This window comes from Pseudomonas sp. BNK-44-b (assembly GCF_047456245.1).
Taxonomy (GTDB): domain Bacteria; phylum Pseudomonadota; class Gammaproteobacteria; order Pseudomonadales; family Pseudomonadaceae; genus Aquipseudomonas; species Aquipseudomonas machongensis.
Genome location: NZ_CP179908.1, coordinates 4855158 through 4877615, shown reverse-complemented (window position 1 = coordinate 4877615; position 22458 = coordinate 4855158). Strand labels below are relative to the sequence as shown.

The 22458-nt window shown below is 59.7% G+C and carries 25 protein-coding genes, 1 tRNA gene and 3 pseudogenes; 12 read left to right on the top strand and 17 right to left on the bottom strand.

Annotated elements, in window-relative coordinates:
• Positions 1-717 carry a response regulator gene (locus tag ACMGGG_RS22200; protein ID WP_414154434.1) on the bottom strand — a complete coding sequence of 239 codons (717 nt, stop codon included), beginning with the start codon at positions 715-717 and terminating at the stop codon, positions 1-3.
• 139 nt (positions 718-856) lie between these two features.
• On the opposite strand from ACMGGG_RS22200, the gene ACMGGG_RS22195 reads away from it, so the two are divergent.
• The 5 genes from ACMGGG_RS22195 to ACMGGG_RS22175 all read left to right on the top strand — a co-directional run bounded on the left by ACMGGG_RS22195 (position 857) and on the right by ACMGGG_RS22175 (position 6218).
• Positions 857-3154 carry a TonB-dependent siderophore receptor gene (locus ACMGGG_RS22195; RefSeq protein WP_414154433.1) on the top strand — a complete coding sequence of 766 codons (2298 nt, stop codon included), beginning with the start codon at positions 857-859 and terminating at the stop codon, positions 3152-3154.
• Positions 3155-3229: 75 nt separating this feature from the next.
• Entirely contained in the window at positions 3230-3577 is a 348-nt protein-coding gene (locus tag ACMGGG_RS22190) for a metalloregulator ArsR/SmtB family transcription factor (protein WP_414154432.1), read from the top strand.
• Positions 3578-3595: 18 nt separating this feature from the next.
• Complete coding sequence (locus tag ACMGGG_RS22185; RefSeq protein WP_054891260.1) at positions 3596-4879, top strand: arsenic transporter; 1284 nt, start codon at positions 3596-3598, stop codon at positions 4877-4879.
• A 27-nt stretch (positions 4880-4906) separates the two neighbouring features.
• Positions 4907-5377, top strand: coding sequence for an arsenate reductase ArsC (locus ACMGGG_RS22180; protein WP_414154431.1), 471 nt, complete (start codon positions 4907-4909; stop codon positions 5375-5377).
• 187 nt (positions 5378-5564) lie between these two features.
• Positions 5565-6218 (top strand): glycosyltransferase family 25 protein, encoded by a 654-nt coding sequence (locus ACMGGG_RS22175; protein ID WP_186665716.1) that lies wholly within the window; start codon positions 5565-5567, stop codon positions 6216-6218.
• A 94-nt stretch (positions 6219-6312) separates the two neighbouring features.
• Here the strand turns inward: ACMGGG_RS22175 and ACMGGG_RS22170 are convergent.
• Positions 6313-6390, bottom strand: a pseudogene (locus tag ACMGGG_RS22170) (hypothetical protein); the annotation flags it as partial.
• 147 nt (positions 6391-6537) lie between these two features.
• Between ACMGGG_RS22170 and ACMGGG_RS22165 the strand changes: the two are divergent.
• The 5 genes and pseudogenes from ACMGGG_RS22165 (at position 6538) to ACMGGG_RS22145 (ending at position 9163) form a co-directional block, all read left to right on the top strand.
• Positions 6538-6777: a type II toxin-antitoxin system RelB/DinJ family antitoxin gene (locus tag ACMGGG_RS22165; RefSeq protein WP_414154430.1), complete on the top strand. Its 240-nt coding sequence runs from the start codon at positions 6538-6540 to the stop codon at positions 6775-6777.
• A pseudogene (locus ACMGGG_RS22160) lies at positions 6767-7065 on the top strand (type II toxin-antitoxin system RelE family toxin). Before ACMGGG_RS22165 ends, ACMGGG_RS22160 begins: the two are co-directional and overlap by 11 nt.
• 528 nt (positions 7066-7593) lie before the next feature.
• Positions 7594-8091 carry a hypothetical protein gene (locus tag ACMGGG_RS22155; RefSeq protein ID WP_267825296.1) on the top strand — a complete coding sequence of 166 codons (498 nt, stop codon included), beginning with the start codon at positions 7594-7596 and terminating at the stop codon, positions 8089-8091.
• A 1-nt stretch (position 8092) separates the two neighbouring features.
• On the top strand, positions 8093-8458 hold the full coding sequence (locus ACMGGG_RS22150) for a hypothetical protein (RefSeq protein ID WP_414154429.1): 366 nt from the start codon (positions 8093-8095) through the stop codon (positions 8456-8458).
• A gap of 87 nt (positions 8459-8545) precedes the next feature.
• Positions 8546-9163, top strand: a complete 618-nt coding sequence (locus tag ACMGGG_RS22145; protein ID WP_267825294.1) for a DUF4145 domain-containing protein — start codon at positions 8546-8548, stop codon at positions 9161-9163.
• A 143-nt stretch (positions 9164-9306) separates the two neighbouring features.
• Here ACMGGG_RS22145 and ACMGGG_RS22140 read toward each other — a convergent pair whose 3' ends face one another.
• From ACMGGG_RS22140 to ACMGGG_RS22075, 14 genes and pseudogenes are all read right to left on the bottom strand, one after another.
• On the bottom strand, positions 9307-10203 hold the full coding sequence (locus ACMGGG_RS22140) for a hypothetical protein (RefSeq protein ID WP_414154428.1): 897 nt from the start codon (positions 10201-10203) through the stop codon (positions 9307-9309).
• Between the two features lie 298 nt (positions 10204-10501).
• Positions 10502-10756 (bottom strand): annotated as a pseudogene (locus tag ACMGGG_RS22135) (hypothetical protein); the annotation flags it as partial.
• Positions 10756-11733 carry an integrase domain-containing protein gene (locus tag ACMGGG_RS22130; RefSeq protein WP_414154427.1) on the bottom strand — a complete coding sequence of 326 codons (978 nt, stop codon included), beginning with the start codon at positions 11731-11733 and terminating at the stop codon, positions 10756-10758. The gene ACMGGG_RS22130 and the pseudogene ACMGGG_RS22135, both read right to left, overlap by 1 nt.
• An 843-nt stretch (positions 11734-12576) precedes the next feature.
• Positions 12577-12652 (bottom strand) — tRNA-Thr (locus tag ACMGGG_RS22125).
• Positions 12653-12749: 97 nt separating this feature from the next.
• Complete coding sequence (locus tag ACMGGG_RS22120) at positions 12750-13004, bottom strand: hypothetical protein (protein WP_226938352.1); 255 nt, start codon at positions 13002-13004, stop codon at positions 12750-12752.
• 21 nt (positions 13005-13025) lie between these two features.
• The gene (locus tag ACMGGG_RS22115; RefSeq protein WP_063541440.1) at positions 13026-13406 is read right to left on the bottom strand and encodes a hypothetical protein; all 381 of its coding nucleotides are present in this window, start codon (positions 13404-13406) and stop codon (positions 13026-13028) included.
• An 18-nt stretch (positions 13407-13424) separates the two neighbouring features.
• Positions 13425-13631 carry a helix-turn-helix domain-containing protein gene (locus ACMGGG_RS22110; RefSeq protein ID WP_043211003.1) on the bottom strand — a complete coding sequence of 69 codons (207 nt, stop codon included), beginning with the start codon at positions 13629-13631 and terminating at the stop codon, positions 13425-13427.
• A gap of 9 nt (positions 13632-13640) precedes the next feature.
• Positions 13641-14219: a hypothetical protein gene (locus ACMGGG_RS22105; RefSeq protein ID WP_054895538.1), complete on the bottom strand. Its 579-nt coding sequence runs from the start codon at positions 14217-14219 to the stop codon at positions 13641-13643.
• Positions 14220-14594: 375 nt separating this feature from the next.
• Positions 14595-14768 (bottom strand): hypothetical protein, encoded by a 174-nt coding sequence (locus ACMGGG_RS22100; RefSeq protein WP_414154426.1) that lies wholly within the window; start codon positions 14766-14768, stop codon positions 14595-14597.
• Positions 14769-14791: 23 nt separating this feature from the next.
• On the bottom strand, positions 14792-16009 hold the full coding sequence (locus ACMGGG_RS22095) for a methyltransferase (RefSeq protein ID WP_414155889.1): 1218 nt from the start codon (positions 16007-16009) through the stop codon (positions 14792-14794).
• Between the two features lie 117 nt (positions 16010-16126).
• The gene (locus tag ACMGGG_RS22090) at positions 16127-16816 is read right to left on the bottom strand and encodes an ABC transporter permease (protein ID WP_125931221.1); all 690 of its coding nucleotides are present in this window, start codon (positions 16814-16816) and stop codon (positions 16127-16129) included.
• Entirely contained in the window at positions 16813-17508 is a 696-nt protein-coding gene (locus ACMGGG_RS22085) for an ABC transporter permease (RefSeq protein WP_063541434.1), read from the bottom strand. Before ACMGGG_RS22085 ends, ACMGGG_RS22090 begins: the two co-directional genes overlap by 4 nt.
• Before the next feature lie 57 nt (positions 17509-17565).
• Positions 17566-18318 carry an ABC transporter substrate-binding protein gene (locus tag ACMGGG_RS22080; protein WP_054895292.1) on the bottom strand — a complete coding sequence of 251 codons (753 nt, stop codon included), beginning with the start codon at positions 18316-18318 and terminating at the stop codon, positions 17566-17568.
• Between the two features lie 12 nt (positions 18319-18330).
• On the bottom strand, positions 18331-19104 hold the full coding sequence (locus tag ACMGGG_RS22075; RefSeq protein WP_063541432.1) for an ABC transporter ATP-binding protein: 774 nt from the start codon (positions 19102-19104) through the stop codon (positions 18331-18333).
• 643 nt (positions 19105-19747) lie between these two features.
• On the opposite strand from ACMGGG_RS22075, the gene gabP reads away from it, so the two are divergent.
• The gene (gabP, locus tag ACMGGG_RS22070; RefSeq protein ID WP_054895290.1) at positions 19748-21136 is read left to right on the top strand and encodes a GABA permease; all 1389 of its coding nucleotides are present in this window, start codon (positions 19748-19750) and stop codon (positions 21134-21136) included.
• A gap of 77 nt (positions 21137-21213) precedes the next feature.
• On the opposite strand, the gene trmL is transcribed toward gabP, so the two are convergent.
• A complete protein-coding gene (gene trmL, locus ACMGGG_RS22065) occupies positions 21214-21669 on the bottom strand; it encodes a tRNA (uridine(34)/cytosine(34)/5-carboxymethylaminomethyluridine(34)-2'-O)-methyltransferase TrmL (RefSeq protein ID WP_112899365.1) in 456 nt (151 codons plus the stop codon).
• Between trmL and ACMGGG_RS22060 the strand changes: the two genes are divergently transcribed.
• A complete protein-coding gene (locus ACMGGG_RS22060; protein ID WP_063541428.1) occupies positions 21668-22105 on the top strand; it encodes a hypothetical protein in 438 nt (145 codons plus the stop codon). The genes trmL and ACMGGG_RS22060 overlap by 2 nt on opposite strands.
• Positions 22106-22458 lie beyond the last annotated feature (353 nt).

Sequence of the window (22458 nt, the reverse complement as noted above, 5' to 3'; positions counted from 1 at the left end):
TCAGGCGCCTGGCTCGCGGGCGATGCTGAGCAGGTAGCCTTCGTTGCGAATGGTGAGGATCTGCGCGCTGCCGTTGACGGCGCGGCGCAGGTGCTGGCGCAGGCGGCTGATGCACATGTCCACCGAGCGGTCGTCGGGCAGGTGGTCGCGGCCAAAGGCGCTGCGCGTCAGGTGATCGCGCGATACCACGCGGTTGTTGGCCTCGAGCAGCTCGCGCAGCACGCGGTAATCGGAGCGGGGCAGGGTGAGGGCCTGGCCGTCAGGGTGAGTGAGCAGGCGCTTGATGTGGTCGAGGCTGAATCCTGCGAACTGCTGTGCCTGGCTGGCGGGCTCTTCGCTGGGTGTGTCGAGGCGTTGCGGGCGGCGCAGGACAGCCTTGATGCGGGCAATGAGTTCACGGGGCTCGAAGGGCTTGGACAGGTAGTCGTCGGCGCCCACTTCCAGGCCGATGATACGGTCCAGCGTGCTGCCTTTGGCCGACAGCATGATCACCGCCAGGCCCGGCTGCGCCTGCAGTTGGCGACACAGGCTGAGGCCGTCTTCGCCGGGCAGCATCAGGTCGAGCACCACCAGCTCGACCTTGTGCCGCGCCATTTGCTGGCGCATCTGTTCGCCATCGGCGGCAGCCAGCACGTGGTAGCCGGTATCGGTCAGGTAATCGCAGAGAAGTTCGCGAATCTCGTCGTCATCGTCGACAACCAGCAAGGTTGTGCTCATTGCGGGGGACACCTGTCAGGGGCGCTTGAAAGGCGCCCGTTACGTTCCATTACATCCCCGTACAAGCCGGGGATGGAGCCCAGAGGGCACATCCCTAGAATCGTAGCAAAAACCATCTGCGAATACGAAGCCTTCCCAAATGAAACCTCAGAGCATCCCTGGCGCCTGCGCCCGCTTCACCCGCGGTGGCAGCCGCCTCTCGCCGCTTGCCTTGTGTATCGCCTTCGGCCTGTCCGCAGGGGCCTTTGCGGCTGACCCCCAGCCCCTGGAACTGGGCGCCACCAACATCGAAGACAGCGCGCTGCCCAGTGCCGACGACGCCGGCCAGCTCGGCTACACCGTCGAGAGCACGCGCAGTTCCACCGGCCTGAACCTGACCCCGCGCCAGACCCCGCAGTCGGTGACCAGCATCACCCGCCAGCAGATGGACGACCGCGATGTGCACAGCATCGAGCAGGCGCTGGACACCGCGCCGGGGATCAGTGTCAGCAAGATGGAAGTGGGCGGGCGTACCGATTTCCGCGCCCGGGGCTATTCGATCAGCAACTGGAAGATCGATGGCCTGCAGTTCCCCGGCGGCTCTGACTTCAGCGGCAGCGGCAACGCGCTGAACCTCGACCTGTACGAGCGCATCGACATCGTCCGTGGTGCCAACGGCCTGCTCGGCGGCACCGGTGACCCGTCGGCGACGGTCAACCTCATCCGCAAGGCGCCGACCCGCACCTTCGGCGGCAGCGCCTATGCCACTTACGGCAGCTGGGACAAACGCCGCCTGGGCGCTGACCTCAACCTGCCGCTCTCCGAAGACGGCCGCCTGCGCTCGCGCTTCGTGGTCACCCAGCAGGATGCCAACTCGTTCCGCGACAACCAGTCCGAGCGCGCCCGCGCAGCGCTGGCCAACTTCGAGTTCGACCTGGACGACGCCACCACCCTCGGCGCCGGTTACCAGTACGAATACAACAAGGTGGTCGGCGGCGGCTGGGGCGCCAACATCCCGATCTGGTATGGCGACGGCAGCAAGACCGATCTGCCACGCAGCACCAACGTGGTGCCCAGCTGGAGCTTCGGTGAGTACATCACCCGCACCACCTTCGGCTCGCTGCAGCACCGCTTCGACAACGACTGGACCCTGGACCTGAAAGGCTCGCAGAGTACCAGCGATGCCCTCAACCACCGCGGCCTGGCCAAGGTCAACTCGTCCGGGCGCGGCGTCTACGGCGGCTACTGGGACCAGGATGGCAGCGGCGCGGTGCTCAACGGCCTGCACAGCTCCAGCGACACCACCCAGCAATCGGCGCAGATCGACCTATCCGGCCCGTTCCAGATGTTCGGCCGCACCCACCAGGCGATGGTCGGCTACAACGACAGCCGCACCGTGGCCTGGTCGCCGGAATACACCTGCACCATGGTCAGCGCCAACAGCGTCAGCGCTCCGGCCCTGGGCTGCCAGTTCCGCGCCAACAACGGCCTGCCCCTGAGCAACTGGCTCAACGGCGTGGACAGCGACTACGACATGCTCGCCTCCCAGACCGGCCGCCACAGCAAGACCACCACCCGCCTGCAAGGCATGTACGCCGCTACCCGCCTGAGCATCACCGACCCGCTGTCGGTGATCCTCGGCGTGCGCAGCACCGACTACTCGGCCACCACCCGCAACGTCAGCGGCGTGCGCAGCAACCAGCAGAACAACGGCATCGTCACCCCCTACCTGGGCGCGGTGTATGACCTCAACGACACCTACTCGGTGTACGCCAGCTACACCGACATCTTCAACCCGCAGACCGAAGAGACCGCCAGCGGCACCAAGGTCGAGCCGATCCGCGGCCAGAGCTACGAGACCGGCATCAAGGCCGCCTGGTTCGACGGCCGCCTGAACGCATCCGCCGCGTACTTCCGCACCAAGCAGGAGAACAAGGCAGTCACCGACGGCGACCTGCTGACCCCGACCGGCGCCACCGCCTACAAGGCAGGTTCCGGCCAGGAAACCGACGGTATCGACCTGGAACTCGCAGGCGCCCTGACCGAGAACTGGAACGTCTACGCCGGCTACACCTACCTGCACTTCCGCCGCCTCGACAGCGACGGGCGCAGCGATCCGTCGCACCTGTTCAAGGCCTCGACCACCTACCGCCTGTCCGGCCCGCTCGACCGCCTGACCCTCGGCACCGGCGTCACCGCGCAGACCAACATCCGCGCCCTGTCCACCCCGGCCGGCCAGCCGACCAACGGTGTCAGCCGTAGCTCCAGCGACGTGAACTGGTCGGGCTATGCGATCTGGAATGCCATGGCCAAGTACCAACTGACCGACGACACCAGCGTCAGCCTCAACGCCAACAACCTGTTCGACAAGCACTACTACACCCGCTACGGCTTCTACGCCGGAGCGATCTATGGCGATCCGCGCAACCTGTCGCTGACCGTCAGCACGGCGTTCTGATCAAACGACAGCACCTGTTGCATTCTACATATGGAAATTCGTATATTCGGATTTCCATATGTTCAGGTGCCTCCCATGATCACCCCCACCCAGGTCTTCAAGTCCCTCGCTGACGAGACCCGCGTTCGCGCCACCTTGCTGATCGCCCGCCTTGGCGAACTGTGTGTGTGCGAACTGATGTGCGCCCTAGACGACAGCCAGCCGAAAATCAGCCGCCACCTCGCCCAGTTGCGCAGCGCCGGCCTGTTGTTGGACCGCCGCCAGGGGCAGTGGGTGTACTACCGCCTCAACCCTGAACTGCCCGCCTGGGTCAGCGAGCTGTTGCAAGTCACCGTCCAGGCCAATGCCGCCTGGCTCCAGGACAACATCGCCCGCCTGCAGCACATGAACGATCGCCCCGTCCGTACCGCTGCTGGCTGCTGAGTGGACGAGGACCTGCCGATGCTGATCGCCGCCTGCGTCTTCGTCTTCACCCTCATCCTGGTCATCTGGCAGCCCAAGGGGCTTGGCGTCGGCTGGAGCGCCAGTTTCGGCGCACTGCTGGCGCTGCTGTTCGGCGCGGTGTCGTTGCACGACATACCCGCCGTCTGGGCGATCATCTGGAATGCCACGGCCACCTTCATCGCCATCATCATCGTCAGCCTGCTGCTCGACGAGGCCGGCTTCTTCGAGTGGTCCGCCCTGCATGTGGCGCGCTGGGCCCGCGGCAGCGGACGCCGCTTGTTCGCCTTCATCGTGCTGCTGGGCGCCGCAGTGTCTGCTCTGTTCGCCAATGACGGCGCCGCGCTGATCCTCACCCCCATCGTCATGTCGATGCTGCTGGCGCTGCGCTTCTCGCCCGGCGCGACCCTGGCCTTCGTCATGGCCGCAGGCTTCATCGCCGACACCGCCAGCCTGCCGCTGGTGGTGTCGAACCTGGTGAACATCGTCTCGGCCGACTACTTCGGGCTGGGCTTCAGCGCCTATGCCTCGGTGATGCTGCCAGTCAACCTGGTGGCCGTGGCTGCCACGCTGCTGGTGCTGTTCCTGTACTTCCGGCGCGACATCCCGGCGCGCTATGCCCTGGATGACCTCAAGGCCCCCGCCCTGGCAATCCGCGACCGCGCGACCTTCCGCGTCGGCTGGGTGGTATTGCTGGCGCTGCTGGTGGGCCTGTTCGTGCTCGAGCCGCTGGGCATCCCAGTCAGCGCTGTGGCCGCCGCCTGCGCCGCCGTGCTGTTCGCCGTCGCCGCCCGTGGCCATGTGATCTCCACCCGCCGCGTGCTGCGCGAAGCGCCCTGGCAGATCGTGGTGTTCTCGCTGGGCATGTACCTGGTGGTGTACGGCCTGCGCAACGCCGGCATGACCGACGCCCTCGCCACAGTACTCGACCGCCTCGCTGCCCACGGCCTGTGGACAGCCACCCTCGGCACCGGCCTGATCGCGGCGTTGCTGTCGTCGGTGATGAACAACCTGCCCAGCGTGCTGGTCGGCGCCTTGTCGATCCAGGCCAGCGGCGCCGAAGGGCTGGTGCGCGACGCGATGATCTACGCCAACGTCATCGGCTGCGACCTCGGCCCGAAGATCACCCCCATCGGCAGCCTCGCCACGTTGCTCTGGCTGCACGTACTGGCACGAAAAGGCATGCGCATCACCTGGGGGTACTACTTCAAGGTCGGCATCCTGCTGACCCTGCCGGTGCTGCTGATCACCCTTTCCGCCCTGGCACTGCGCCTGGGCCTTTGAAAACCGCCACGCGGCGGGGAGCGAACGATGCGAATCCTGTTCATGTGCACGGCCAACAGCTGTCGCAGCATTTTGTGCGAAGCCCTGTTCAACCACCTCGCCCCGCAAGGCTACGAAGCCATCAGCGCCGGCAGCTTCCCACGAGGCCAGGTGCTGCCGCGCAGCCTGCAGACCCTGCAGCAAGCCGGCATCGCCATCGATGGCCTGAGCAGCAAAGGCAACGAAGCCTTCGAAGGCAACCCGCCAGACATCGTCATCACCGTCTGCGACAAGGCCGCTGGCGAAGCGTGCCCCGTGTACTTCGGCCCGGCGCTCAAGGCCCACTGGGGGTTGGAAGACCCTTCCGACGTGGTGGGCGACGACGCCACGATCGACGCCGCGTTCCGGGCGACCCTCGCGCATATTCAACGGCGTTTCGAGGCGTTCTTTGCGCTGCGTCCGGATACCCTCTACCGTGATCAGCTCAAGCGCGAGCTGGACCGCATCGGCACGCTCTGAGGAGGGACCACGTCAGACATCCTGCCCAACCTCGACCTGTCGCTGTTCGACGACCTGCCCGGACAGCCACCGGATGCGCCCAGGTAGACAACGCAAAGCATGGCTTTGTGATATCAGATTCTCCCGATATTATTGCCGCTCTATTCAGCACCACCATATGACAGGCATTAGTTAAAGGGATTGATTGGTGGGCAGGATTCATTTTGATGTTGACGCCGTCTATTGCATCTCGCTCGATGCACGGAGTGACAGGCGTGAGTTGTTCAGGAAGAGCATTGGCAAGGTGCTCGACAACCAAGTGATATTTCATGTCGTGCAGAAGCACGGCGACCCCAAACGCGGCTGCTACGAGTCGCACCAGCAACTCGCCCAGCGCGCGCTCGAGGAGGGCCTGGAGCGGATTCTGATTTTTGAAGATGACGTGATGCCCTACGAGCTGAAAGCCTCGCGGATCGCCTGGGTAAACCGCTTCATGCGTCGCCATCGATTCGAGGCCTTGCACCTCGGCTACAGCATGGGCCGAACCTGGTTGACCTGGTTCCCGTTCATTGCCCGGGGCCGCGTGGTGGCGCTTCATGCGTACGTGCTGTCACGTAAAGGCTGTGCGATCCTGGCCCAGACGCCGTACGACGGCACGCCCGTGGACGTGATGTTCAAGCGACGGATTCGGCAACACTGCGTGTTCCCGATGATGTTCCGCCAGCATGCCGCCGCTGTTACGGGGAGCGACCTTGAGGACGTGGTGAAGAACGAAGACGACTGGTGGGAGCGTAACTGGCGCAAGCACTGGCGTTCACCGTTGAAGAACTTCTGGCGCACTGTGTTGCGTTTGGATTTCTGACCGGAGGGGGATGGGATCCATGCCGTTGGCGAGCCGCTGTTTGATCTCGAAGCGCTTGCGGCGTGCCGTCCCCATACCGACCACCGCATAGCTGCCAAGGGCGGTCAGGCCTTCGCGGCCGTTGGGGTTTCACGTACCTGAGCCGCCAGCCTTTGCGGCCGTTGGGTTGCACAAGAAGGTAGAGACCGTCGCCGTCGAAGAGCTTGTACTCGCGCTCTCTGGGCTTTTTCCTTCGTCGGCTTGTGCTCCTAAGCCACTTCTCTGGTGCCCGGAATTACGTCACTGTAAAGACCATTGTCATTACAGTGAGCAAGCCACCATGGCCTCCATCAATGTTCGTATCGACGACGATCTCAAAATCCGAGCCTATCGTGAGCTTGAGCGATTGGGTGTTACGCCCTCCGAGCTTATGCGCCAAGCATTGCAGTACGTCGCCGAGCGCGGGCAGCTGCCTTTTAAACCTGTCCTCATGACCGATGAGGATGAGGCGCTGCTAGCGACCGTTCGCGAGCGCCTTGCCGACCCTCAGCGAGTGAAGGTTGCTCTGGATGACCTATAGCCTTGAGTTCGATGCGCGAGCGCTAAAGGAATGGCAAACGCTGGGGGATACGGTCCGGCAGCAACTCAAGAAAAACTCGTCTCGGTTTTACTGAATCCGAGGATCGAAGCGAACCGGCTGCATAGCTTGCCGGACTGCTACAAGGTCAAGCTGCGCAGCAGCGCTACCGATTGGTCTACCAGGTGATCGATCAGGAAGGTTGTTGTTTTTGTGGTAGCTGTGGATAAGCGCGAGCGAGAACAGGCTTATCGCAAGGCGGCAGAGCGAGTGGTAGGTAAAACGTCATAACGAACAAATTGCCAAAGGGCGGGTTGTGGTGGCGTTGAGGGTATTCGTTGGTATGCAGCGGGTCTGGATGCGGCACCAGGAGTCGAAAAATAATCTAAGTATATGATTAATAATGAATTTATTGGCTGGGTGACGACTCTCTATCTCCAAGAGTATCCTTCACTCACTCACTCACTCACTCACTCACTCACTCACTCACTCACTCCTTCCTAGATATAAAGATTAACGATGAACGATTGCCTTCAAGGTATAGCAGGGTCTTGTACTTACAAGGCAGGGACATTGAATGACGCGAAGCTGCGACCATTGTCCAAGAGTGGATGATAGACATAATGTGTATCACAGATTAATGTGTGCTGGAGGTCCATGCTTTTCCCCTGACGTATGCCATCTTTGCTGAGGGGCGTCTGAGCAGATCATGGAGTCAGAGGTGTACAAGAAGCCTTATCAGACGCTACGGTCGGAAAATAAATTGTCGGCTGATTGTGGTTGGGTCAAATAATAAACTACTGTCAAAGAGGGAATTTGATGTCGCTAGCAGAAATAACTCATCCGATTTTGTACTCCGCCATGACGACCCTGGCCTACAATATAAATAAAAAATATTATGGAGATAAACACTATATGTGGTGCACTCCATATTTTGGATCTGATTTTGAGTCGCCGCATTTTACGGTGCCACCTAGTTCGTCGCCTGTGGAAATTTATAATACGCTGAAAAAAGAAGTTGACGCTGCGGATCATCATAATACGAAGATAGATTTAAATCGAAGGGGTATTAGGAAGGGAGCTTCGATCATGCTGAAGCTCGGTAAGATCACGAAAGAGGCGCATGATGAGATTGTATACATTTCAAAAACTGCAAAGGATCAGCATTTTAGGCCCCTGCTGTGTGTAATTGCGCGCATTGAAGCTGTGCCTTTTTATCAGAAAGTAAATGTCAAAGACCGCGCAAACCCTCTGTCTCACGAATACATCTTGTCTGACTTACCTCAGTCAGCATTTGATATTATTAGGATTGGCTAATATGAAAAAACTAGAAGACGTCATTGCTGGCTATGAGATATCTGATGCAAGAGCTGCATTTTATTATCTGAGTCGATATTTGAAGCAGGCAGATTATTTTGAGATATATGAGAAAGATTATTTCGAGGATGATTTTCAAAGTGCCCCGTCGGAAGTGGCGAAGTCATTAACTTTTTCACTAATTGAATTTATTGAAGGCAGCGCTGGGAAAAAAGCTGTTGAGTTTTCAGAGGAAGAATATATGTACTGGATGGATGTCATTGATCTAGTCGAAAGTCAGTTGGATCCGGAGCCGTCTAAAGAAGTGAAAGACTCTGCTGAGTCAGCAATCAATGAATTGTTTTTGCCGAAACTAGGTAAAAATTGATGACTGGGCGCAGCACTGATTTGCTGCGCTCTTTAAGTGCTCACGAATTTGTTGGCTCTATATTGGCGAAATTGTTAGGTATAATTTATGATTATTGAATGCTCATATTGCGAGTCAAAGGTCGATGGGGTTCATAAAGGCGAGCATGAATCTTATGACCCTACTGAAGATCCGTTTCCATTCAAAGTTGTTCTCCTTCAGTGTCCAGTTTGTAATAACTCACTGCTTGGAGGCGCAGATCTCATACAAGTAAGTTGGGAAAAGCATGAGTGGTCAGATGTAGTAAGATTGTGGCCTCAGCAGGATAGTCATATTGACTGGAGCATTCCCGATATCGCACGTAACTCGCTAGTTGAAGCGAGGCTCTGCTATAAAGCAAGAGCCTACAGCGCATCGGTAGTGATGAGCGGGCGAACGTTAGAGGCAGTGTGTAAGCATCACAATACATCTGGCAGGACACTTGCAAAAGGGCTGGACGAACTTAAAGCAAAAGGTGTAATTGATGAGAGGCTCTATAAGTGGAGTGACGAACTTCGAAAGCACAGAAATATTGGAGCGCACGCTTCAGCCGAAAAAATATCGAAAGAAGATGCTAAAGATTTACTGGATTTTGCTGAGGCAATCTGCGAGTACGTTTTTGTTTTGAGTGATAAATTTAATAAATTCATGGCTAGGAAACTGCCAAAAGCTATAAAGTCGGATTGATTCACCTGTTCGGGCCTACAATAGACTAATAACATCACATGCAATGGCAATAACTAATTGCTAGCCGCTGTAGGTATAGAGCCAATTCCACATTTGATTTAGTCGCCTTGTGTGGGCTTTGATCAATCAGGTGGAGTGATGGGCTAGACTTTGTGCATGTACTGTTGGATTAACACCCATAGTAATTCCGATGTGCCCAGAAACATGATGGCACTCAAGATAAAGTACGGGATGATACGCATCTTCATTTTCACAAGTGCCCAGATGGCTTGGCATAAATTCAGTGCCTGCAAACTTAAACCTGTTAATAGCAAGAGAGTGCCGAACGTAATTCCCGCGCCGGGAAATCTATTTAGTTGTGATCCATGTTCAATCAAATAAAAACCGGCAACCATGATGCTTGCAGCAATGCCGTAATTTTTGATGTTGTCAAATACAAACTTTAGCGTTACATCTTTTGGTTGCACGTCGATTAGACGGTGCAAGAAGTGCTCGCCTTGAGATGTGCTTTCTTCTTCTGGCTTGTTGACCTTGTGGCTGTCAGTGCTTGGCGTAGGCTTGGTTTCGCGATAATTTACTTGGCGCCACTTGCGTTGCTTTCTAGTGAAGCGTTTGAACGGCTTTACGTAAAGTGGAGTACACTCCCACTTGACCCTCTCCCAATCATGCTTGAGGAGTAGTGCAATACGATGGGAGAACCCATTGAAGTCATCGGACTCGCCAGAAAACAAGCGGTCATAGTAGGCCAATATTGCTCCGTCGCGGCTTTCGTCCCTAGGATTTATGGACGTTGCAAGACGTGCCCTCAGCGAAGCCACCTTTGCGGGAATTGCATTCAACCGGTTTTCAATATAAGTTTTGGCGATTTCTTCGCATAGTTCGCGCATACTGTCCCGCCATTTCGTCCGCTCTTTTGTGATTTGCTCAAGCTGAACTGCACGCTCGTCTTTTCGAAAGGCGATGAATGATGCAATCCAGCCGCCAACAGCGGTAAGTGAAACGCCGGCCAGCAAAGATGTTAGGTCAATATCGAAACTCATAGATTCCAGCTCTAAATAGATATGGTGTACTGCGTTGGCGCGTACAATATGGATTGTTATATGGTGAGTTCAGGCTGTCAGAGGGCGTGGTAATTGGCAATGTGTTGTAAAGTGATTATTGCCTTAACTATGCTTCAATTTACTTAGCCGATCGGTTCTCAGACTATGTAAGAATAGCCATAGTTGGCGCAATACACAATGTCTAGCTAGCCTATCTTTCAAGCCTTTTCATGCTTGTTTGATGACGGTCGGTCTTAAATATGACGAGCTGGTGCCACTCAAGTACCGAAACTCCAGGTTTTTTTAGGCGCCTAACAAGCAAGCGTACAGTAAGCAGATAGTAATACCTTGTCGATTCATTGCGGTCGGCGAGATTATGTTCAAGAAACCATACCAAATGCTTTCGCTGCCATGCCCAAGGGGATGCTCGCTGCCAGCGATCTGCAATCTTAGCCTGGATGATTTTCGCCTGCCGCAGATGACGTTGCTGTGTCGCTTGCGATCCCGTAAGGGCTCCAGCTAAGAACAACTCCATATCGAATGGCTTGCTCATCACCGCCCACCAATATACGCGGCGACCACATCGATCCGACCGTGCCCCAGTTCATAGCTGATTTGCCTCCGGGTCTCACGATCAAGGTTCCTGTCTGCCAGGCAACGTTGGCCGCCGTTGATAGGCGCAGGGTGTTTCGTGACTTGCTGAAAGCGTTCACATGCATACGCCGCTCGTAGCTCATGGAAGCCTTTGAGCTTGTGTGCATCCAGGACGTCCCGCGCTGGGCGGATGATTTCCTGCAGAACATTCAGATAGCTTTCGTCTGGCGCAATCAGGTTGCGGCTACTCGCAGGCGACATCCGCCGTGCAAACCCAAGTGCGTCTTGAACATGGTGGTCCACCGTAATCCATCGTGGTGCTGAGGCGCCGGCGCGGCCGCCTTTGGTGCCATCCTGGATGTTGATCCTGCCTAGGTCGTTAGCCTCACGGCTTAGCCGTGGCAGGTCAGCCAATATGGCTTCACGCAAGCGCATGCCGGTGGTTCGCGCCAACAGAACGATCGCGGCGGCTCGGAGCAGATTTTGGCTGCAAAGCGCATCGACGATCTGCTTCACCTGTTCGCGGTCCTGGCCCTGTGGCACAGACTGGCGAACCCTGGTGCGCAGCATACCCAACGCCTTGCTCGGACTTGGCAGTTTCACATGCTGATCACCGCGAAGAGCCGCCATGGTCCTGTTAACGCTGGATAGGCGGTTTTGTGCGGTGCTGACAGCAAGGTCACCGCGCCTAACCACGTCGCTTAGATACGCCGCATAGTTTGCCAACACCTTCCGATCAATCTGCCGCGCATCATTGATACCCGGCCCCTGTTCTGAGCGGCACCATTTCACGAATGCCTGCCACCGATCACAGTGCGCCTTGACCGTGCCGTAATGGCCACCGCCGAACATGTCCTTAAGCGCCTGCGGCCCTGCGTAGCTCAATTGCCTGCCATAACCGAAATTACGACCATCGCGTCTGCCTACCAATGCCATGTCAGTCACCTCATCTACCGTTCTCCTATCCTCGCCCCACGTCATCCCGCCAAGAATGCTGAGTGTTATCAGGGATCAAGGCCCCTGCGACCTGTGGGGATGTCCTCTAACGCGGGACTAGCGGCTCCTTACGTCCGGGAGCAAGGGCATCTCATTATCTGGACTCCTGAGCACCGTTACCGGTGGGCGGGTGGAGCCTGCATTGGTTGACGAGACCAGTGCCGCGAGATCCTGAGTCGGGTGAACGCAGCAATGCGATGACCGGGGCATGCCTGACTGTCAGTCAGGTGCAGTCCATTCCTTGGTCTGCGGCACCATCATCTGCATGGCTGTTGCTGGTGACATCGGCGTTTGTCACGCCAATTGTCACGAGGGGAACTGCGGCTGAGCCATGTGCGATCAGGGCTGCAGCAGTGTTAGAAGCGCCCGTCTCTTTCCGGTGAAAGAGACGGGCGTAGGTTGGCGCACACGAAATGGCCAAGCGGATAGATTGCTGCTGAGCAGATGGGTAGGGTGGTTGCCGCAGGGGCAACGAAATTGAGTTGGCATCCATCACATGGGTAGTGGCCGTACGAGCTGCCGGACGCGGATCGTACTTGCGGGTGAACCACCGCGGGAGCGGCGTGACCTTTAAGGTTCGGGCCACCTGGGGTGCTGTCCTCGACAGCTCTTGCGACTCCCGGTCTACGCCTGTGGACTACCGTGGAAGGTCAGGCCTTTGCAGCCATTGGGTTGGACAGACAGAGACCGAATATCAACGAAACGCCAAAACGAAAAAACCCGCCAAAAGGCGGGTTTTTCGGGAGTTCCAGAGATTTTGAAAGCTTTCTATGGAACCTTGAATGGTGCCGGCACCAGGAATCGAACCCGGGACCTACTGATTACAAGTCAGTTGCTCTACCATCTGAGCTATACCGGCACAGGGGCGTCATTATAGCGATCGGTTGGCTGCTGTAAACCACTTCCTTGCATTCAACGCGAAATCGCCTAAGTCACCGCCCCAAAAGGAGAAAATCCTACCAGCCGCGGTGGATGGTGTTGACGCTCGGTTCAGGCTCTGCGGGGTTGAAAAACAGCTTGTGGTTGTCGCAACCGCGCTTGCGGCAGCGGTCGTCCACTCGCAGGGGCAGGCCGCGGTCGCCGCCGAGCTGCATCCCGGGGGTTTCCCAGTCCAGGTTCGAAGTCCTTGGGGTGTAGCTGCTGCTACTGCTGGAGCAGCCGCTCAGGGCCAGGCCAAGGGCCAGAAGGGTGAAAGGCGTGGTGTATTTCACGTGTCGAAATCCGTTCATCTATCAATCTGGGTTGCGAATGCGCTGGATGGTGCCACCGCAGGCCATGTAGCAGCTGTCGTAATCGCGGCCGCAACTGTAGCCGGATGAGCTGCCGAATGGGTAGCTCGGCTGGTAGCAGTTGTGACGCGCTTCCTTCTTGCTCTTGCCGGTCTTGCAGTACTGGTAGGCACGCATTTCGGCTTGGTACAGGGCGCGCTGGCTGTTTTGTTCCAGACGCTCCAGTTGCTGGCAATGCCTGCGCTCGCTCGAGCAGCTGTTGATGCAGTTCATGCCATGCGCGCTGGGCGGTGGCGAATACCTATACGTGTAACTCGGGCCGCAGCCGCTGATCAGCCAGGTGGCCAGCAGTACGGCGAGTAAACCTTTGTGGGGCAAATACATGGGTGTTGCAGTCCTTGATCATTCCTCGCTGAACTCCAGCAGGTCGCCGGGTTGGCAGTTCAGCGCGCGACACAGCTTCTCGAGGGTCTCGATCTTGAAGCCCTTGATCTTGCCGTTCTTCAGCAGCGACAGGTTCGCTTCCGTTATGCCGATGATTTCCGCCAGGTCCTTGGAACGGATCTTGTTCCGGGCCATGACGACGTCGAGGCGGATGATTATCGGCATAAGGGGCGGCTAGACATAACAGTTGTGTTCATCGCTGATGGTCTTGGCGTCACGCATGAGCAGCGAGAAGGCGCAGAGCAGAATGCCTTTCATGATCTCGTAGACAGCCTCGGATGATACACCGATCGACACGCTGAAGCTCCTTTCGCCAGCAGGCAGGTCGATGGCCAGTGCCAGGCCCTCGAAGGTGCCGATCAGCGACCAGAGCAGCGGCGAGCCGATGCACAGCAGGCCGACCCACCAGAGCAGGCGGATGTTGGGCAGGGTCCAGGTCTGGCCCTTGGACAGGCGCATGAAGAAGATGCCGGTCAGCAGCAGGGCGAATGCCGAGATGGCGGTGGGAATCAGGTCGAGGAAGAACACCAGGCCGATCGCCAGGTGGGACGGTTGGTAGCCTTCGGCCAGGAGCAGCGGCATCTGGTCGCCGTAGGCCTGCAGGTAGGCGGAAACCATGGTGGGGTAGTCGAGCAGCCAGAGCAGCGGCGTGCCGCCGAACTCGACGGCAGCGGTGGTCCAGGCCAGAAGGGCGGCCAGGGCGCCGATGGTGCGCAATCGGGAGCGCGCATAGGCGACGGATCTACTGTTCATGGGGTGCCTCCGTACAGTGATGAACGGGGCGGATTATTCTTGATAAATTATCGTAATACAATAATTTATTTTGCTGTAATGACTTTTGCGACGCTTTGCCGCAGTGGGAACTTGAACCTGGTGTGGGAGCGGGTTTGTCCGCGAAAAAGACACCGCGCTGCCTGGCACGGGCTACGCCCGTGTTCGCGGGACAAGCCCGCTCCCACAGAGATGGGCTGGTCTTTAGATTTTGAGCAAGACAGTTACTCCCACAGGGGATTGGGCTGACCTTTAGATTTTGAGCAAGACAGTTGCTCCTACAGGGTTTAGGCAGGCCTTTAGATTCTGAACAAAAAGAGTTGCTACCAGGGGCTTGCGTCGGATCCGGGATTTGGCTTATGCACAACCGGCATGCAAGCGCTGCGCGAAAGGCATGCCGAAGCGCTGCGCCGTTGGTCTTTGCGCAAAGGCCTGTTTTTGCTGGTGTTCGCTTACTGAAGGAAATAAGCGAAGCGTGTGAAATAGCCAGTGGATCCAATAAACCGTGAATTTCATCACAAGCTTGTTCACAGACTTATCCACAGGTTGTCCGGCTAGTTTCGCTCGCCCAGCAGCAGCAGGTTGCGGGGTGTCAGTGGGTAGTCGCAGAACACACCCAGGCGCACGTTGTAGCCGTTTTCCTGAAGAAACAGCGCACGATCGAGTACCAACCACAGCTCCAGCGGGCGACGGAACAGGTTGCGCAGCAGTTCGAGGTTGCGCACTTGCGCCAGTCGTTGCCAGCCAGCGGCCTCCAGGGCGGCCCAGTCGGGGTTGCCGCTCAGGGGTACTTCGCGCAATGCGGCAAGGTCGCGGCAGTAGTCTTCGAAGGATTTTTCCAGCCAGGCCGTGGGCAACGAGGGCGTGGGCAGGTACTCGTCGGTCTGTCGTTGCTGGCGTTGCAGCAGGTCGAAGCCCAGGCGGCGGGCCATCGAGGTGTCGCGCTGGCGACGGGTGCGGGCGCTGGAGGTGACGGCTTCGCTCAGCGGCAGGCCCAGGTCGGTGATGCTCAGGTGCAACTGCGAGGCTTGCGCGGGGCCCGACAGGGCCTGGTAGTGCTCGGCCTGGATGCGGTTGTAACAGCATGGGGCGACGGCGATCTGCCGGCAGCCTCGGGCGCTGGCCAGTTGCAGCAGGCGCACGTGCAGGTCGCCGCAGGCGTGCAGGGCGACCACGCTCTTGTTGCCGTCCAGGTGATGGGCGCTGTCGCTGGCCATCACGTCCTGCTGCACGTGGCTGGCGCGCAGGTGGTGATGGTCGCTGAGGGTTTGGCCGGCGCTGACCAGTGCGGCGTCATATTCCAGGCAGGTGAGCTGCTGGCCGGGTTGCAGCAGGCGACGGCCCAGGTGGCCCTTGCCGGAGCACCAGTCCAGCCAGTGGTGGGTGGGCTGGCTGAAGCTCAGGTGGCTGCCAAAGGCTTCGATCTGCTGCCACTTGCGGCCGGGGACGTGGACGTTCAGGCGGTGGCCGCCCGGCGGCAGTGGCGCCTGGGGCAGTTCGCCGACGTTCGACAGTTGCAGGGCTTGCTGCGCGAGCTGCGGGAAGGGCGCGGGGGCCGGCAAGTGTTCGAGGTGATGCTCGGCGGCTTCGGCCTGTTCCAGGGTGCGGTTGCGCAACCAGTGGGCGAGCTCGGGATAGCGGGATTCCCATTCCAGGTGCAGGGCGGTAAAGGGCCGGGGTTTCCACAGGGATTCGTGCTGGAGCAGGAACTGGTCCAGGGCCTGGAAGCGGGCGCTCAGCTGGTCGGGGTGGAGGAATGGGGTCGGGGGCATGGAGGGTGGTCGGTGGTGAGGCCTTCGCGGGCAAGCCCGCTCCTACAACAACCCTCCAATCATGCAGGGCAGCTGTGGTAGCGGACTTGCCCGCGAAAAGGTCAGCTCGGTTTCAGCTCACCGCCCCTGGCAGGCGTCGACGCGCAACCAGCGCTCGAGCAGCTTGAAGCCCTGCACCAGGACGAACGAAATCAACAGGTAGAACACGCCCGCGGCAAAGAAGATCTCCACCGGCAGGTAGGTGCGGGCGATGATCGTGCGCGCCATGCCGGTCAGTTCCAGCAGGGTCACGGTGCTGGCCAGGGCGCTGGCCTTGAGCATCAGGATCACTTCGTTGCTGTAGGCCGGCAGGCCGATGCGCGCGGCGCGCGGCAGCATGATGTAGAACAGCGCCTTGCCCCGCGACATGCCCAGCGCGCGCGCCGCCTCGATCTCGCCCTTGGGTATCGCCTGCAGCGCACCGCGCAGGATCTCGGCGATGTAGGCGGCGGTGTGCAGAGTCATGGTCAGTACGGTGCACCAGAACGGATCGCGCAGGTACGGCCACAGCGAGCTGCTGCGCACCAGGTCGAACTGCGCCAGGCCGTAGTACACCAAGAACAATTGCACCAGCAGCGGCGTGCCGCGGAAGAAGAAGATGTAGCCGTAGGGCAGGGCGCGTACGTACCAGTGGCGCGAGGAGCGGGCGATGCCCAGCGGGATGGCCAGGATCAGCCCGGCGATCACCGCGATGGCCACCAGCTCCAGGGTCAGGGTCGCGCCCTGGGCCAGGCGTGGCAGCCACTTGATGATGACTTCCCAGTTCATTGCGCGGCCCTCATGAAGCCGCGAGCGGCGCGTTTTTCAAGGAAGTGCATGCCGGTCATGGCGACGATGGTCAGGCACAGGTAGATGCACGCGGCGACGGCGTAGAAGGTGAACGGTTCCTTGGTCACGGTCACGCCGATCTGCGCGTGGCGCATGATTTCTTCGAGGCCGATCACCGACACCAGCGCCGTGTCCTTCATCAGGATCATGAACAGGTTGCCCAGGCCCGGCAGGGCCACGCGCCACATCTGCGGCAGGATGATCCGCGAGAGGATGCGCCCCTTCGACAGCCCCAGTGCCAGGCCCGCTTCACGGTGGCCCTTGGGGATCGCCAGGATCGCGCCGCGGAACACTTCCGTGGCGTAGGCACCGAAGCACAGGCCCAGGGCGATCACGCCGGCGGCGAAGGCGCTGAGCTCGAGGCCGGGCATGTTCAGGGCATCGCCGAGGCTGCTCATCAGCCCGACGGTGCCGAAATAGATCAGCAGGACCCACAGCAGTTCGGGCACGCCGCGAACCAGGGTCGAGTAGGTGCCGCCAAGCCATTGCAGTGGCTTGATGGGCGAGGTCTTGGCCAGCGCGCCGAGCAGTCCAAGGACCAGCCCCAGCAGCAAGGCACAGAGCGCCAGTTTTACGGTCATCAGGGTGCCAGCCAACATGGCCGGACCGAATCCGTGCAGGTCGATATTCATGGGCAGGGTGCGTTCAAGGGACCGGCACCGCGCAGCGGCGGTGCCAGTCGGGGCGTATCAGTAGATGCTGAACGGGAAGTACTTGTCGTTGATCTTCTTGTACGTGCCGTCGGCGATGATTTCCTTCAGAGCAGCGTTCAGCTTCTCACGCAGAGGGTCGCCTTTACGCACGGCGATACCGATCTTGTCGCTCTCTTCCACCGGGTCGCCCTTGAACTCGTAGTTCTGGCCGTCCTTGCTCTTGAGCCACTCGTACTGCACGTACTTGTCGGCCAGGATGCCGTCGATGCGGCCGGCGATCAGGTCCAGGTAGGCGTTTTCCTGGGTGTCGTAGAGCTTCACGTCGACATCGCTGCCGTAGTGGTCTTCCAGCCAGGTGCCGGCCAGGGTGGCGCGCTGGGTGCCGATGGTCTTGCCCTTGAGCGAAGCCTTGTCGGTCTTGAAGTCAGCGTTCTTCGGCGCGATGAACTGCAGCTTGTTGGAGTAGTAGGGGTCGGTGAAGTCCACGGCCTGCTTGCGCTCATCGGTGATCGACAGCGACGACACCAGGAAGTCGAACTTCTTGGCGTTCAGGGCGGGGATGATGCCGTCCCAGTCGGAGGTCACGACCGAGCACTCGACTTTCATCTTGGCGCACAGGGCGTCGCCGATGTCCTTGTCGAAGCCGACCACGTTACCGCTGGCATCCTTGTTGTTGAACGGCGGGTAGGCCGCCTCGATACCCATGCGCAGTTTTTCCGCGGCCAGGGCGTTGGCCGACATCACCAGCGTGGCGGCAGCGGCCAGGAGGAATTTCTTGTAGGTCTGCATGTGTTGCTCCGTTTAGCGGTGGCTGGACATGAATTGCTTGCAACGCGCCGAGGTCGGGTTTTCGAAGACCTGTTGCGGCGATCCTTGCTCTTCCACGAGGCCCTGGTGCAGGAAGACCACTTCACTGGACACCTGGCGGGCAAAGTTCATCTCGTGCGTTACCAGCAGCATGGTACGGCCTTCGTCGGCCAGTGCGCGGATAACGTTAAGCACTTCCTGGACCATTTCCGGATCGAGCGCCGAAGTCGGCTCGTCGAACAGGATGACCTTGGGCTTCATGGCCAGGGTGCGGGCGATGGCGGCGCGCTGCTGCTGGCCACCGGAAAGCTGGGCGGGATAGCTGTGACGCTTGTCGTAGATGCCGACCTTGTTGAGCAGCGCCTCGGCCGCTTCGATGGCCTCGGCCTTGCTCTGGCCGAGCACGCGGCGCGGCGCCTCGATGATGTTGTCGAGGATCGACATGTGCGGCCACAGGTTGAAATTCTGGAAGACGAAGCCGATTTCGCTGCGCAGACGGTTGATCTGGCGGTTGTCGGCGGCGATCAGGTCGCCGGTCTTGGTGGGCTTGAGCTTGAGCGCTTCGCCGGCGACGAGGATTTCACCCTGGTGCGGGTTTTCGAGCAGGTTGATGCAGCGCAGCAGGGTGGACTTGCCGGAACCGGACGAACCGAGGATCGAGATCACGTCACCGTCGCGCGCGGTCAGCGAAATGCCCTTGAGAATTTCCTGATCGCCGTAGCGTTTGTGCAGATTGCGGATTTCCAGCGCGGGCGTGGCCTGGGCCATGTGCGGTCCTCATGTGTTCGGGTGCGTTCCCAGCTGTTGGCGGCCTTCCTGGCGAGCGCAACGCTAGCATAGCGGCGTAATGGCGGCCAACCGGGTCGCAGCGGGCTCGGGTCGTTGGCGGGACAGTTTGTCGCATCGCTGCAGTGCAACGTCGCGCGGATGTCCGCAATGCGTTGCGCTTGGCACCGGAGCCTTGATGAAAAAAGGCGCGATGGTGCCAGTTTTGGGCGGGGGAGGGAAGGAGTTTTGCTTTTGTTCGGTGGTGCGCCCCCGCCCAAACCGTAGGAGCGGGCTTGCCCGCGAAGGCCACACCACCGACTCAAGGTTGCACGCCAAGGTTGCACCTTTTGTGCCTCTGATCGGTGCAAAGGTGTTACCAAGGACTACCTTTGGTGCATTTGTAAGTGGGTATTTCAGTAATGCACACTTGGCCCGCAGGCCTGGATGGGCATTCGGTCAAACCCTGGCCAAATGCCCGCAAGGCCCCGCCATTCGGGACTGAGACATTATTCAGACGAATGATTTTCCGCGCTGGCGCACTTATTGCCAGCTGGAAAGCGCCGATTGCCAAGGCGTCTAAATCAACCCCTGGCGCGCTTCGTTATCAGCAATCGGGTGGTCCACTCCTTACAAAGGTAGTTTTATGAGCGGTAAGCACAATTCCAATGACCTCGCTCAGGGGCTCAAACAACGGCATGTCACCATGCTATCCATTGCTGGCGTCATCGGCGCCGGTCTGTTCGTCGGCTCCGGCCACGCCATCGCCGCAGCCGGCCCGGCGGTCCTGCTCGCCTATGCCGCTGCCGGTACCCTCGTGGTGCTGGTGATGCGCATGCTCGGCGAAATGGCCGTCGCCTCGCCCGACACCGGTTCGTTCTCGACCTACGCCGACCGCGCCATCGGGCGCTGGGCCGGTTTCACCATCGGCTGGCTGTACTGGTGGTTCTGGGTGCTGGTGATCCCACTGGAGGCCAACGCCGCTGCAGCGATCCTGCATGCCTGGTTCCCGGCCGTCGACCTGTGGGCGTTCTCGCTGGTCATCACCCTGGCACTGACCATCACCAACCTGTTCAGCGTGAAGAACTACGGCGAGTTCGAGTTCTGGTTCGCCCTGCTTAAAGTGCTGGCGATCATCGCCTTCATCGTCGTCGGCTGCGCGGCCATGTTCGGCATGGTGCCGGGCAGTCAGGTCAGCGGTGTCAGCCACCTGTTCGATACCCAGGGCTTCATGCCCAATGGCCTGGGGGCAGTGCTGGCAGCCATGCTGACCACCATGTTCTCGTTCATGGGCACTGAAATCGTCACCATCGCGGCCGCCGAGTCGAAGGACCCGGGCAAGCAGATCAGCCGTGCGACCAACTCGGTGATCTGGCGCATCTGCCTGTTCTACCTGGTGTCGATCTTCCTGGTCGTGGCCATGGTGCCGTGGAACGATCCGACCCTTGCGGAAAAAGGCTCCTACCAGACCGTGCTGAGCCTGATCGGCGTGCCCAATGCCAAGCTGATCGTCGACATCGTCGTGCTGATCGCGGTGACCAGCTGCCTGAACTCGGCGCTGTACACCTCTTCGCGCATGCTGTTCTCCCTCAGCAAGCGTGGCGACGCACCCGCCGTGGCCCAGCGCACCACCAAGGCGGGCACCCCGCACTGGGCGGTCATGCTGTCGACCGCTGCGGCCTTCCTGTGCGTGTTCGCCAACTTCGTCGCCCCGGCCCAGGTGTTCGAGTTCCTGCTGGCCAGCTCCGGCGCCATTGCGCTGCTGGTGTACCTGGTGATCGCCGTTTCCCAGCTGCGCATGCGTGCCCAGCGTGAAGCGCGCGGCGAGAAGATCTCGTTCAAGATGTGGCTGTTCCCGGGGCTGACCTGGGCGACCATCGCCTTCATCGTCGCTGTGCTGGTGGTGATGGCGCTGCGTGAAGATCACCGGATCGAGATCATCGCGACGGCCTTGCTGAGCATCGCCGTGGTGGCGGCGGGCCTCCTGCTGCACCGCAAGCGCGGTGCTGCCGGGCAGGTGGCGCTGGATAACTGATCCGCACCGCGTAAATGAAAAGGCCGCGTCCTGTGAGGGACGCGGCCTTTTTCATGGGCGGCGAATCGCGGTCCTGCTCAGGCGAAGCCTTGCTGGCGCCAGGCCTCGTATACCGTGACGGCCACGGTATTGGACAGGTTCAGGCTGCGGCATCCGGGGCGCATCGGTAGGCGCAGGCGTTGCTCGGCGGGCAGGCTGTCCAGCACCTCGGCGGGCAGGCCGCGGCTCTCAGGGCCGAACAGGAAGGCATCGCCTGGCTGGTAGGCCACTTCATGGAAGGGGTGCGAGGCCTTGGTGGTGAAGGCGAACAAGCGCGGTTGCCCCAGGCTTTGCAGGCATGCTTCGAGGCTCTCGTGGCGCTTGAGCGTGGCATACTCGTGATAATCCAGCCCCGCACGACGCAGGCGCTTGTCGTCCAGCTCGAAGCCGATCGGCTCGATCAAGTGCAGGTCGCAGCCGCTGTTGGCGCAGAGGCGGATGATATTGCCGGTGTTCGGCGGAATTTCTGGTTGAAAGAGGATGACGTGAAACATGCACGGCTCCAGGCACGAAGATGACGAGCATTCTACCCTCGAACCGGACCCGCGTTCGAAGGCTTGGCCACGGGTGTTGCTGTCGATGGCGATCGTCGGCGTGATGGTAGGGCTGATGATCGGTCGCCTGACTACCCCCGAAGAACGTGTGCTCGAGCGCGTTGAGGCGGTTCAGGACGGCCTCGACCTGTGGTTCAACGCAGAGCCCAGGCTGCATGGCGAGAACGTCGAGGGTACGGTGGCCGTGGTGTTCCAGGCCGAGGGCAAGGCCCAGCGTGGACAGTTGAGCCTGCAGGGCAAGCCGGTGGGCTGGCGTTTGCAGCAGAGCGAGGAAGGGCTGGTGCTGACGGTGGTGGCCGCGCGTCCCCTGAGCGGTACGTGGGCCGCTGCAGAGGACGCTGGGCGCTGGCGGGTGCAGGTGAGGCTGCACGAATAAAAGAGGGGATGTCTCGGCCTGCCTGTACCAAGGTCCCCAAAACGGGCGATGTTGCGAATAAAAGAGGGAGTCCCGGCCTGCCTGTACCGAGGTCCCCGAAACGGGCGGTGTTGCGAATAAAAGAGGGGATATCCCGGCCTGCCTGTACCGAGGCCCCCGAAACTGGAGATACAGTACCTATTGCAGGGGGCGTGCCAGTTTTGAAAGGCCCGGAAATACTGGGTTTTCAGGGCGGTTTTGCGAGGATTCAAGGGATTTGTGCCTTGCCGAGGTGCAAGTGGCACAGGATCGGTGCAGGGGAGGGCTGGAAGGGTAATGTGGGAGCGGGCTTGCCCGCGAAAAAGACACCGCGG

Excerpts from the sequence above, each read along its gene's own strand:
- ACMGGG_RS22200 (WP_414154434.1), bottom strand. The coding sequence starts at position 717 with ATGAGCACAACCTTGCTGGTTGTCGACGATGACGACGAGATTCGCGAA.
- ACMGGG_RS22195 (WP_414154433.1), top strand. The coding sequence starts at position 857 with ATGAAACCTCAGAGCATCCCTGGCGCCTGCGCCCGCTTCACCCGCGGT.
- ACMGGG_RS22190 (WP_414154432.1), top strand. The coding sequence starts at position 3,230 with ATGATCACCCCCACCCAGGTCTTCAAGTCCCTCGCTGACGAGACCCGC.
- ACMGGG_RS22185 (WP_054891260.1), top strand. The coding sequence starts at position 3,596 with ATGCTGATCGCCGCCTGCGTCTTCGTCTTCACCCTCATCCTGGTCATC.
- ACMGGG_RS22180 (WP_414154431.1), top strand. The coding sequence starts at position 4,907 with ATGCGAATCCTGTTCATGTGCACGGCCAACAGCTGTCGCAGCATTTTG.
- ACMGGG_RS22165 (WP_414154430.1), top strand. The coding sequence starts at position 6,538 with ATGGCCTCCATCAATGTTCGTATCGACGACGATCTCAAAATCCGAGCC.
- ACMGGG_RS22155 (WP_267825296.1), top strand. The coding sequence starts at position 7,594 with ATGTCGCTAGCAGAAATAACTCATCCGATTTTGTACTCCGCCATGACG.
- ACMGGG_RS22150 (WP_414154429.1), top strand. The coding sequence starts at position 8,093 with ATGAAAAAACTAGAAGACGTCATTGCTGGCTATGAGATATCTGATGCA.
- ACMGGG_RS22145 (WP_267825294.1), top strand. The coding sequence starts at position 8,546 with ATGATTATTGAATGCTCATATTGCGAGTCAAAGGTCGATGGGGTTCAT.
- ACMGGG_RS22140 (WP_414154428.1), bottom strand. The coding sequence starts at position 10,203 with ATGAGTTTCGATATTGACCTAACATCTTTGCTGGCCGGCGTTTCACTT.
- ACMGGG_RS22130 (WP_414154427.1), bottom strand. The coding sequence starts at position 11,733 with ATGGCATTGGTAGGCAGACGCGATGGTCGTAATTTCGGTTATGGCAGG.
- ACMGGG_RS22115 (WP_063541440.1), bottom strand. The coding sequence starts at position 13,406 with ATGTATTTGCCCCACAAAGGTTTACTCGCCGTACTGCTGGCCACCTGG.
- ACMGGG_RS22110 (WP_043211003.1), bottom strand. The coding sequence starts at position 13,631 with ATGCCGATAATCATCCGCCTCGACGTCGTCATGGCCCGGAACAAGATC.
- ACMGGG_RS22105 (WP_054895538.1), bottom strand. The coding sequence starts at position 14,219 with ATGAACAGTAGATCCGTCGCCTATGCGCGCTCCCGATTGCGCACCATC.
- ACMGGG_RS22095 (WP_414155889.1), bottom strand. The coding sequence starts at position 16,009 with ATGCCCCCGACCCCATTCCTCCACCCCGACCAGCTGAGCGCCCGCTTC.
- ACMGGG_RS22090 (WP_125931221.1), bottom strand. The coding sequence starts at position 16,816 with ATGAACTGGGAAGTCATCATCAAGTGGCTGCCACGCCTGGCCCAGGGC.
- ACMGGG_RS22085 (WP_063541434.1), bottom strand. The coding sequence starts at position 17,508 with ATGAATATCGACCTGCACGGATTCGGTCCGGCCATGTTGGCTGGCACC.
- ACMGGG_RS22080 (WP_054895292.1), bottom strand. The coding sequence starts at position 18,318 with ATGCAGACCTACAAGAAATTCCTCCTGGCCGCTGCCGCCACGCTGGTG.
- ACMGGG_RS22075 (WP_063541432.1), bottom strand. The coding sequence starts at position 19,104 with ATGGCCCAGGCCACGCCCGCGCTGGAAATCCGCAATCTGCACAAACGC.
- gabP (WP_054895290.1), top strand. The coding sequence starts at position 19,748 with ATGAGCGGTAAGCACAATTCCAATGACCTCGCTCAGGGGCTCAAACAA.
- ACMGGG_RS22060 (WP_063541428.1), top strand. The coding sequence starts at position 21,668 with ATGCACGGCTCCAGGCACGAAGATGACGAGCATTCTACCCTCGAACCG.
- trmL (WP_112899365.1), bottom strand. The coding sequence starts at position 21,669 with ATGTTTCACGTCATCCTCTTTCAACCAGAAATTCCGCCGAACACCGGC.